At 46.1% G+C, this 10,280-nt stretch carries 7 protein-coding genes, 1 tRNA gene and 2 pseudogenes; 4 read left to right on the top strand and 6 right to left on the bottom strand.

Translation table 11 applies throughout. The features are described 5' to 3' along the window. The 3 genes and pseudogenes from fimD to sfmF form a co-directional block, all read left to right on the top strand. Window positions 1-1,587 (top strand): outer membrane usher protein FimD (fimD, locus tag EA14781_RS20315; RefSeq protein ID WP_042336134.1); only part of this gene is annotated, 1,587 nt, incomplete at its 5' end. A gap of 12 nt (window positions 1,588-1,599) precedes the next feature. Further along, entirely contained in the window at window positions 1,600-2,607 is a 1,008-nt protein-coding gene (gene fimH / locus EA14781_RS20310; protein ID WP_000767797.1) for a type 1 fimbria D-mannose specific adhesin FimH, read from the top strand. A gap of 10 nt (window positions 2,608-2,617) precedes the next feature. Next, window positions 2,618-3,136, top strand: a pseudogene (sfmF, locus tag EA14781_RS23865) (fimbria assembly protein). A gap of 2 nt (window positions 3,137-3,138) precedes the next feature. On the opposite strand, the gene fimZ reads toward sfmF, so the two are convergent. After that, window positions 3,139-3,771, bottom strand: coding sequence for a fimbria biosynthesis transcriptional regulator FimZ (gene fimZ, locus EA14781_RS20300; RefSeq protein ID WP_002430233.1), 633 nt, complete (start codon window positions 3,769-3,771; stop codon window positions 3,139-3,141). Between the two features lie 256 nt (window positions 3,772-4,027). Here fimZ and EA14781_RS20295 point away from each other — a divergent pair. Beyond that, a tRNA-Arg gene (locus EA14781_RS20295) sits at window positions 4,028-4,104 on the top strand. Between the two features lie 97 nt (window positions 4,105-4,201). Here the strand turns inward: EA14781_RS20295 and EA14781_RS20290 are convergent. The 5 genes and pseudogenes from EA14781_RS20290 to EA14781_RS20270 all read right to left on the bottom strand — a co-directional run. Beyond that, complete coding sequence (locus EA14781_RS20290; RefSeq protein WP_001123056.1) at window positions 4,202-4,684, bottom strand: hypothetical protein; 483 nt, start codon at window positions 4,682-4,684, stop codon at window positions 4,202-4,204. A 127-nt stretch (window positions 4,685-4,811) separates the two neighbouring features. Next, complete coding sequence (locus tag EA14781_RS20285; RefSeq protein ID WP_001177448.1) at window positions 4,812-5,573, bottom strand: AraC family transcriptional regulator; 762 nt, start codon at window positions 5,571-5,573, stop codon at window positions 4,812-4,814. A 188-nt stretch (window positions 5,574-5,761) separates the two neighbouring features. After that, entirely contained in the window at window positions 5,762-6,652 is an 891-nt protein-coding gene (locus tag EA14781_RS20280) for a DUF4434 family protein (RefSeq protein ID WP_001228557.1), read from the bottom strand. Next, a complete protein-coding gene (locus EA14781_RS20275; RefSeq protein ID WP_000662383.1) occupies window positions 6,653-9,625 on the bottom strand; it encodes a phage receptor in 2,973 nt (990 codons plus the stop codon). Further along, window positions 9,612-10,280: pseudogene (locus EA14781_RS20270) on the bottom strand (GspE/PulE/PilB domain-containing protein); the annotation flags it as partial. The pseudogene EA14781_RS20270 and the gene EA14781_RS20275, both read right to left, overlap by 14 nt.

Raw genomic sequence — 10,280 nt, 5'->3', positions numbered from 1 at the left:
AATCAGCAGAATTACACCATTCCTTATTCTACGGTGCCAATTCTGCAACGTGAAGGTCGCTTTAAATATGATCTCACGATGGGTGACTATCGCAGTGGTAATAGCCAACAATCTTCACCATTCTTTTTTCAGGGAACGGTAATTAGTGGGTTGCCGATGGAGTTTACCGCTTATGGTGGTACGCAATTATCGGCACATTACACTGCATTTTTATTGGGGTTAGGACGTAATTTAGGGCGCCTGGGTGCGGTGTCGTTAGATGTAACACATGCTCGTAGTCAGCTAGTGGATGATAGCCGCCATGAAGGCGAATCAATTCGTTTTCTTTATGCTAAATCAATGAATAATTATGGCACAAATTTTCAATTAATCGGTTATCGTTACTCTACGCAGGGGTTTTATACTCTCGATGATGTCGCGTATCGTCATTTAGAAGGCTATGAATATGATTATGACTATGATGGTAATCGGCGTAGCGATCCGGTGATTGTAAATTATCATAACCTGCGATTTAATCGTAAAGGTCGTATGCAGATGAATGTTTCCCAATCATTAGGCGATCTCGGTTCTCTTTATATTTCAGGAACACATCAAAAATACTGGAATACCTCTGATGCGGATACCTGGTATCAGATTGGGTATACCAGTAGTTGGTATGGCATCAGTTATTCACTCTCTTTTTCCTGGAATGAGTCAGTAGGAATGCCAGACAACGAACGTATTGTTGGTTTTAATTTATCTGTACCATTTAATATTTTTACTAAGCGCCGCTATACACGTGAAAACGCAATCGATCGCACCTACGCGACATTTAACGCAAACCGAAACAGTAATGGCCAAAATAGCTGGTTGGCGGGCGTTGGCGGTACCTTACTGGAAGGGCACAACCTGAGCTATCACGTTACTCAGGGTGACACGAGTAATAATGGTTATACCGGTAGTGCAACAGCAAACTGGCAAGCTTCTTACGGTACGTTGGGAGTGGGTTATAACTATGATCGCGACCAACATGATTTTAACTGGCAACTCGCCGGCGGTGTCGTCGGTCACGAAAATGGCGTTACGCTAAGCCAACCGCTGGGAGACACGAATGTATTAATCAAAGCGCCTGGCGCGAGCGGCGTGCGTCTTGAAAATCAGACCGGAATTTTAACGGATTGGCGCGGTTATGCCGTGATGCCTTATGCCACTGTTTATCGCTATAACCGCGTTGCGCTGGATACTAACTCGATGGGTAATTCTATCGATGTGGAAAAAAATATCAGCAGTGTTGTGCCGACGCAAGGTGCGCTGGTCCGTGCAGAGTTTGATACGCGTATAGGCGTGCGGGCGCTCATTACCGTACTTCAGGGGGGTAAACCTGTGCCATTTGGTTCTCAGGTATGTGAAACAACCACCGGTATAACCAGTATGGTGGGGGATGACGGGCAAATTTATCTGAGTGGTGCGCCGTTATCTGGAAATTTATTGATTCAATGGGGAGAGAGCGTTCACTCTCGCTGTATGGCTCATTATGTATTACCGCAAGAAAGTTTACAGCAGGCAATAACGGTTATTCAGGCAACTTGTGCATCTTCGTCATCATAAAGGGTATAACCAATGAAATTAATCTGGAAATTAATATTGGTGGTAACTTGTTTGTGGTTAACATGCCCGGCATGGGGCACTGTATGCGAAAATTACGATGGTGCGCCGACTGATGTCTATTATGATCTGTCTAATGTTTTTAACAGTACGAATAATCAACCGGGGCAGATTGTTGTCTTACCAGAAAAATCAGGGTGGGTAGGAGTAACAGCCATCTGTCCGGTAGGAACTCTGGTGGATTATACTTTTCGTAGTTATGTGACTAATTTTACCATTCAGGAAACGATCGACAATTATCAATATTTAAAGTTAAATGATTATCTTTTGGGGACTATGAGTCTGGATGATAGTATAATGAATACTCAGTACCCGCCAAAAAATTATATCCAAATGGGAAGGTATGAAAATGTTAAGAATCATTTGCCCTTTGGTGTTATGGATTCTCATCTTATATTCCGCTTAAAAGTTATTCGCCCGTTTATTAATATGGTTGAGATCCCCCGGCAAGTGATGTTTACTGTCTATGTAACAACAACGCCATTTGATCCGTTGATAACGCCAGTTTATACAATTAGTTTTAGTGGTACGGTAGAAGTTCCGCAAAATTGTGAGTTGAATACGGGTCAAATTGTAGAATTTGATTTTGGTGATATAGGCGCATCATTATTTAGCGAGGCTGGTCCTGGGAATCGACCTGACGGCGTCATGCCGCAAACAAAGTCGATTGCAATAAAATGTACTAATGTTGCCGCGGAAGCTTATTTGACGATGCGCCTTGAGGCAGAAACCGTTTCTGGACAAGCGATGGTGTCAGATAATCCCGATTTAGGTTTTATTATTGCAGATCAGAATAATATGCCGCTTACGCCAAATGATTTGAATAGTATTATTCCTTTTCGTCTGGACACTCAAGCTGCAGCCAGTGTGACGATTCATGCTTGGCCTGTAAGTATCACTGGATTAAAACCAACAGAAGGCCCATTTAGTGCACGGAGATATCTGCGAGTGGATTATCAATGAGGGGCGTAGAATGCAGTTAAAAAAAGTCTTGGGTTTTGTATCGGGAATAATATTGAGTTCTTGCAGTTGGGCTGCAGATCCATTAGGGACGATTAATATCGAATTGCATGGCAATATCATTGATTTTTCCTGTACCGTAAATACAGCAGATATCGATAAAACGGTAGAGTTAGGCAGATGACCGACGAAGCAATTATTATCTGCAGGCGATACGACAGCACTTATTCCATTCAGCCTGCGACTGGAAGGGTATCCGCTAGGTTCGGCATCTGTTACATTTGCAGGGACGCCGGCGACGGATAACAGCTTACTTGCACTGGATGATGCGGTCATGGCGCAAAATGTCGCAATAGAACTGCATAATAGCGATCGCGGCAGATTACCGCTCGGCGAGTCTAGCCAGACAGTCGCGGTTGATGCAAATGGAAACGTCACGTTGAATTTTTTTGCTAATTACATTGCGTTAGCAAGTGGTGTTCAGGCCGGGGCGGCGAAAGCAGATGCGACGTTTATGATTAATTATAATTAGGTTTATATTAATTCATATAATCTGGCATAATTGATTAGCTCAACAATTGAATGCAAACCTAGTTTGCTATAGATATTAGACTTGTGGGCGCTAACTGTTTTGTTACTCAACAGTAATTGTCCGGCGATCTCTTTATTTGATAACCCATTGACAAGATAACGCAAAATAGTTAACTCACGATTGGTTAATGGCGTAGATATATAACATTCGTGCGCATGTTGACTATTTTTTATATAGTGGATGGTTTCTGAGGGAAAAAATGTATAGCCTGCAAGTATCATTTGTACAGCATGGAAAATGTCATTTTGATCATGACATTTACTGACGAAACCACTGGCACCAGCCTGAATGGCCCGTCCGGCATAAAAACATTCTGTTTTTGAGGATAAAAAAAGTACTCTGGTAGCGCTCTGAATTTGTTTGATTTTTTTTAAGAAAGTAAAGCCATCTATACCAGGGAGGTCGATATCCATAATGATTAAATCGACAGAATGGCAACGAAGATAATCAATAGTGATGCGATGATCATCAGTTTTTAACACAATTTGCAGATTGTCATGTTTTTCTAAAAGGACTTCAATGGACATCCTGATGATGGGATGCGTATCCATAACGATAACCGATGCAGGTCTCATAGTTACCACTCTCAAACGGTAGTGCATCTTAAGAGTAAGAATAGAAAATGCACTTTCCTGTGGATGTTCAACCAGACAGTTATCTCGCCTGAGATCGGCATCTGGAACGTTTTGTTATCCCTTTTTGGGGGAGATGAATCAGAAAATCAGACGTCATCGCTCACTTGTTCAGCAACCAGTTCAAAACCCATTGACTCAGCAAGGGGTGACCGTATAATTCAGGCGAAAGATCCACATAGCGGTATCACTTCCCAGTGCGCCCTTAGCTCAGTTGGATAGAGCAACGACCTTCTAAGTCGTGGGCCGCAGGTTCGAATCCTGCAGGGCGCGCCATTTTAAGATATAAATTCTCGTTTTTTGTTTTTGCAAGTCAGAGGCAATATTTGAAATTGTCATCAATTTCTATGCGGCCAGGATACGACTTAGCCTATTATTTCTTTAAGGCTTCCTGCAAATGTCTCAAGATTTGTGACTGTTGGGCTATTGGAAAAAATAAATGAAGCATTTCATAAGATGGATGAGCGGAATCAACCATATAACCACTCACCATTTCATTATAAAGTAACACGCTGACGCTAATTTTACCTTCCTCTGATTCGTCTAATATAATTCTGCTGCCATCAGAGTATTCAGGTGTTATGCATTGTCGATAACTACATCCTGCGTTAGTACGCAAATTAAGAAGACTGGCATAAAAGTCTATCTCTCCGGCCTTTGTGGAGAATGCCGTTAATCCGGTTGCTTTTTTTTGTATTTCAGATGCAATCAGAAACTGAATAAAATTTCCCCCTGTTGTATCTTCCCATGAACATCGTTGCTGATTTATTTTATTTATAGTTTTCTCTGTATTAACCTCTAATAGTGTGTTTTTGGGAAAGTAGTCACATAATATTGTGTTATTGGTAATAGGCATAATCGTTTCCTTAATATCAATAAAATAGATGAATTGTAATTATTTGTTGCAGTATTTAATATCAAATATCGCTCATTTGTAGCGATGATATGCAAATATAATAATTACATTATAAATGTATCATCCATCATTGTATTGGCTGTAGGCGTTGTTCTGTCAGATAGTTCAGTGGTGTCATGCCATAAAATGCTTTAAACACAGAGATAAAGTAGGACGTACTACTATAACCACACAGTTGCGCAACCTGAGCGATGTTCCTGTTATCCATCAGTAGTAATTGCGCAGCGTAGCGCATGCGGCAATGGGTGACGATCTGACTGTAAGTAGTGTTCTCACTTTTCAATTTTTTCTTGAGCAAACTGGGACTTAAACACAGCGAGCTGGCAACAATTCGCAGGCTCCAGTAATGCTGAATATCGCTTTGGATAATCAGGTATACGCTATCGCGTATACTGCTGCGCAGGATATACATCAGTAAGGCAATAAAGCGTGATTGATCGAGGAAGTTTGACAAAACGGTAAATAGTAACGCGCGAGTAAGTTCTGTTTCACAAGGTTTGCAGTCTTGCTGTTGGCTATGGCTGGCCGCCAGCCGGAAAACTTCCGGGGTGCGGCTGTGGCAGGCAATAACGGGCGCTGCCAGTCGTGGCCAGGGATTTACACTGATTAGATTTTTATTCAGAAATAGTAAATAATCATGAATAACTTTACGATTAATATGAGCAATAAGGGCATTATTTACTGTGGAAACTTCAATAGTATTATTATTACAGGCGAAGGCGGCAAGATAGTTTGCCGGGAGGATAAATGATGCATGATCGTTAATTCTAACCTCTACTTCTTTCTCGGTTAATATAACCACGCAAGGCTCACTGCTGCTCAATTGCATTTCGCACTCCTTAGATATCAGCAATTCCGCTCAAAGGATTTTATGCTTCCTGCACCGTGTTCGGTTCAATTGTCCGAAAATAATCTATTTTCTTTAACATTTTTACGGTAGTGGGATCTTGATGAGAATCTGATGGCGTGGACTAAGAAATGGCAAGCAAGACGATGCCTTACTTGCCAGAAAATACATTAATACGCGAGAATGCCATGTGCGGCGGGCAAATAACGCAGAGAGAAATAGAGCATATCTTTGTCGCATGATGAACGTTTTGCTAACAATGAGGCGATCTCTGCGTCTGGTTTCGGTTTCGCTTCAAACGTTTTTCCTTTACCCGCAACAAACAATTCATAAACAATGCCGTTGACGGGTGAAGATACCTGGCAATCGGCGCTGGCTTGCAGATAACGCTCACGCTGTTCTGCGGTGAGTTTATCGACGCCGCTGCCATCCTGAACCCAGATCTTAATTCCGGTCGTTTTAACTTGTTCCAGCAGATGCTGATAGCCATCCGGCGACATATTTCCGGCAAAGAAACTACTGATATAAATTGGTTTCGCAGAAATATCGCTGATTAGTTGACGTGAATTGTTTAGCCACTTCAATAATGGCTGGCGCGCGGCTTCACTGCGCCAGTTCAGATCATCAACTTCAGCGCTAATGTACCAGCCATCCGGCGTCACGCCTGGCGCGGAACTCCATAATCTGGCTTGCTGGATATCGGCTGCCAGTAAGCGATTAAAATAGCTTTCCAGCGCCGCAGATGATTGCTTCTGATGCATAAAAAATTCTGGATCGGCATTCAGACCAACAATCAACTTCAGACCTGCCTGTTGCGCTGCTGCAGCTCGCTTGAATAATAACGCGCGCTGTTCTGGTTGGGTGAAAGCATCGCCGTAACGGGTCCATTGCAGAATCAACGTGTCAAATCCTTGCAGTCGTAACTGACTCATCAATCCTTGCCACTGGACATCAGTAACCTGGCTGTCGCGATTTTGTGGCTGCCAGATAATACCTTTCATTGCAAAGGAAAAAGGGCTGACTAACAGCAGTGTCAGCAATATGAAAATTAACTTACGCATTTACCAGTGCACTCCAATGGTGAGAAACGCATTGTTGCGTTCCCCGGTACGTTGATTAATCGCCTTAAAGGTATGTTGATATTCGACGCCGAGACTGATTTTGTGCGGCCAGGCATCATAGTGCGTCGCTCCGGTCCAGATGTTCCAGCGTACGCCGACGCCGCCCAGTTGTGCGCCCTGAGTGCCTTTATCACGATAGCCGTTGTCCTGTACATGAGCGTAAGGTTCAAGAGTTTGTCCGTCCGTAACTTTCTGATGCCAGCTCACGCGATAGTCGGCCGTCCACGCCTGAATATCCTGGCGGACATATTGTGCCGCATCGAGATACAGGTTTTGGGCAAACCAGCCGGGGCCATTCGGATGCCACTCGTCGCTGTATTTACCGCCGTTAAAGAACGAGGCGCTGGCGCGCAGCATGGTATCGGATGCGCCATTTTGCCCGTTCAGCGGGAATTGCTGCTCAATAGCGAGAAAAAAGATCTGATCGCGTAGCGGCTTCCAACGCAGGCCGGTGCCGGACATTGGGTTTTTCACTGGCATGACCACGCCGTTTTCTCCGGTGTCAGCAAAAACACGGCTGTAAACCGAAAGCAGGTCGCCTTCCAGCAGCATATTGCGCCCGATGCGGTATTCGGCTTCCAGTTGTCCATAACTGCGATAGCTTTTCCCCGGCGCAGCGCCGCCAACATTGTTGTTAGCGGTACTCATCGCCCCTGAACGCAAGCCAATGGAAGAATCGAAACTGAACGTCCAGCGGCGCCCGGCATCTTCATGTAGACGGCGAAAGTTAAAGCGTTGTTGATTTTGCTCCGGGGTTAATGGGGTAATCAGCGCCTGATTATCAATGTCATCAATCACCTGGCGGGTATAATTTTGCGTCGCAGGCATGTCATCCAGCCGCTGATTCACGTAGGCTAACTGTCGGATCAGCGCCGGATCGTCCGGCAATCCCTTATGCGCCTGTTCCAGCATTTCGCGTGATTGTGCAATATCTCCGCTATCCCACAAGGCGTAACCGAGCGCAGCTTTGGTATTGCTGTTATTAGGATCCAGGTCAAGCGCTGCACGCAGATCGCTTATTGCAGCGGGTACATTATGTTGTTGCCGATAGATAGTCGCCCGGGCGACATAAGCTTCGGCTGAAGGGGCTATATTGATTGAACGAGTGAGATCGTTCAGTGCGAGTTCTGGCTGAGCTGGAATATAACGTTGCGCATGGAGCCACCAGTACAGGGCATTGTTTCCCAGTCCTCGTTGTTCTGCCTGTTGCAGCCAGCGATCGCGAGCCGCGCCATTTCCTGCTGCCTGGGCGGTATTGGCGGCGGCAAGCAGATCCTCATTGTTCATCTCATGAAGATTAATTTTCTCCCAGGCCGCCAGAGCGGTTGTATAGTCCTCAACCTGATAAGCCTGGTATGCTACGGCGCGATGTTGCCAGGCATTCGGTTGCCGTTTTTCCGCCTGTTGCCACGCATACAGCGCTATGCCGGGCAGAGTATTCCGATAACATTTCGCCAGCCGATTCCAGGCAGCGGCATCATAAGAAGGCGACATATCTCCCAGCAAGCGGACTATCGCCGGGCAATTATCTGTAATTCCTGGTAACTGGCTTTGCCACTGACGTTGCTCCGCCTGCGGCAAGGGTTTCGATAAAATTGCCACTTTCGCAGGCGTCGCCAGGTAAGGATGACTTTCCAACAGAGAAGCCAGACGCGCCATTAAGGTATTGCTGACAGCCGCATCGCCATGAAAGGGATAGCGTTGCAGCAGCAAATCGGCAGCTTCACGTGGCTGTCCTGCCTGCATCAGTTGCCAGGTTAGTTGATCCAGACGTGTAAGGTTTGCAGGGGCTTGCTGGTACAACAATCGCGCCAGACGCAGCGCTTCAGCTTTGTTCTGGGTCGCCACGCTGACGGTATAACGCTCTTCGAGCATTTCATCGGCAGGGAGGGTTGCAAGCAGCTTTTGTGCGGCCTCATATTGCCCTTCTTTTAACAGCACAGGTAGCGTCGCACCCACGACATACTGGCGGTTAGCGGCAAACTGTACCGTGTGATTCGCCAATGCCTGTACCGGATTGGCGCTGTATTTTGATAACAGATAGAGCCAGCTTTTCTCTTGTGCCTCAGTGGTAAATAGCGGTGTATTTTCAGACAGATAACGTTGGAGGCGCGTTTTTTCACCACGATAAGCCAGGGTGGTAGCATAAGTGATGTACGATTGTGGATCGGTGAAAATCCCCTGCGATTGCAGCGCCAGAATCCTGGCGTCCAGTTGCCCGGTCAGCAAAACATCAAACCACTGCCGACGCTCTGCCGCGCTTAATGTATTTTGCTGGCGTGACTCGCTGAATATCGCTTCTGCCAGCGGCCACTGCTTCAGGTAGATTGCCCGTTGCAGCAGATCAGTACGCAGTGTTTTCCCTTCCGGCGATGCGGCAAACGCGGCATCGTCCAGTTGTGCTCTGGCGACAGGCAACTGTGCCAGCCGCAGGGCATTTTGCCCAACTTCACTGCGGCAACGCGGAGTAGGGGAGGCATCGCACGCTTTTTGCTGGGCAAGCAGATCTTCAACGGTTTTAACCGTTTTGACGTCTTCAGGAATAGCGGCGAGGCTACGCTTAAGCCTGGTGTCGCCAGGATGACGTTTCAGTTGATCCTCAAGCAACAGTCGTGCGCGGTCATCATGATTAAAATGGCGATAGGATTCCGCCAGATATAATGTCAGCGGAATATTATCCGGCACCTGCTGATGAATATATTCAAATTCACGAATGGCGGTTGCTTCGTCGTTATTTTTCTGTGCTTTCAGCGCCTTATCGAGACGTGGATAAATAACAAAATGGCGATAGTCGCTAAGCCCCAGCTCTTCCGCGCTGGTGCCGATGTTGTCTGCGAGTGCGCTGGTACTCAATAAAGACGTTAGCAGCAACCCAGACCATCCGATGACGCGATTAAGGTTATTCTCCTTCATTTATTCGGACTCCAGTTCCGCAACCTGTTCTGTGGTTAAACCTGCTTTCAGTAATAATGAGTGCATTGAAACTTGTCGTTCGCGTTGAATTGTCAGTACGCGATCGAGCGTTTCCTGGCTGATCACGCCTTCTGTAACCAAAAATTTGCCAAGTGGCAGATTACTGCGTTCATGGCGTAGCAACAGGACATTAATCGCTGAACGGTTAATATGCCCGAGCGTGGTCAGTATTTCTGCGAACAAGAACTGATGCGGCACATATTGCCGCCAGATATCGTTAGCCTGTTGTTCCGTGAGCCAGTTGCGCTCAACCGCATTTTGCAACATTGCGCGGGGATCATGACCACGTCGGCGTGCATACCAGTGACGTAACCCGGTCACGATTTGTCCACGCAGGACGATAACGTAACGTACTTTGCGCCCAACCTTGCGCCTCAGGGCCGCCAGTGAAACCGGATCGATACCGTCTTCACTACCGACAATTAGCGTTTCATTTTCCAGGCGCAACGGCAACACCGCATAATGCAACGCCACAGAGGCAGGCATTTCCTCAATTAGCGAAGAAGGGATTTTCCAGGCATCAATGGATTCCCATGCCACGCCATTTTGTTCTGCCAGCGCCTGTGCCAGTTGTTCTGCGCTAATCAGCCCTTGC

Origin of the sequence: Escherichia albertii NBRC 107761 = DSM 17582, from assembly GCF_000759775.1 — a bacterium.
Lineage (GTDB): Bacteria > Pseudomonadota > Gammaproteobacteria > Enterobacterales > Enterobacteriaceae > Escherichia > Escherichia albertii.
The sequence above is the reverse complement of the archived record's forward strand: the minus strand, read 5'-3'. Positions and strand labels throughout refer to the sequence as shown.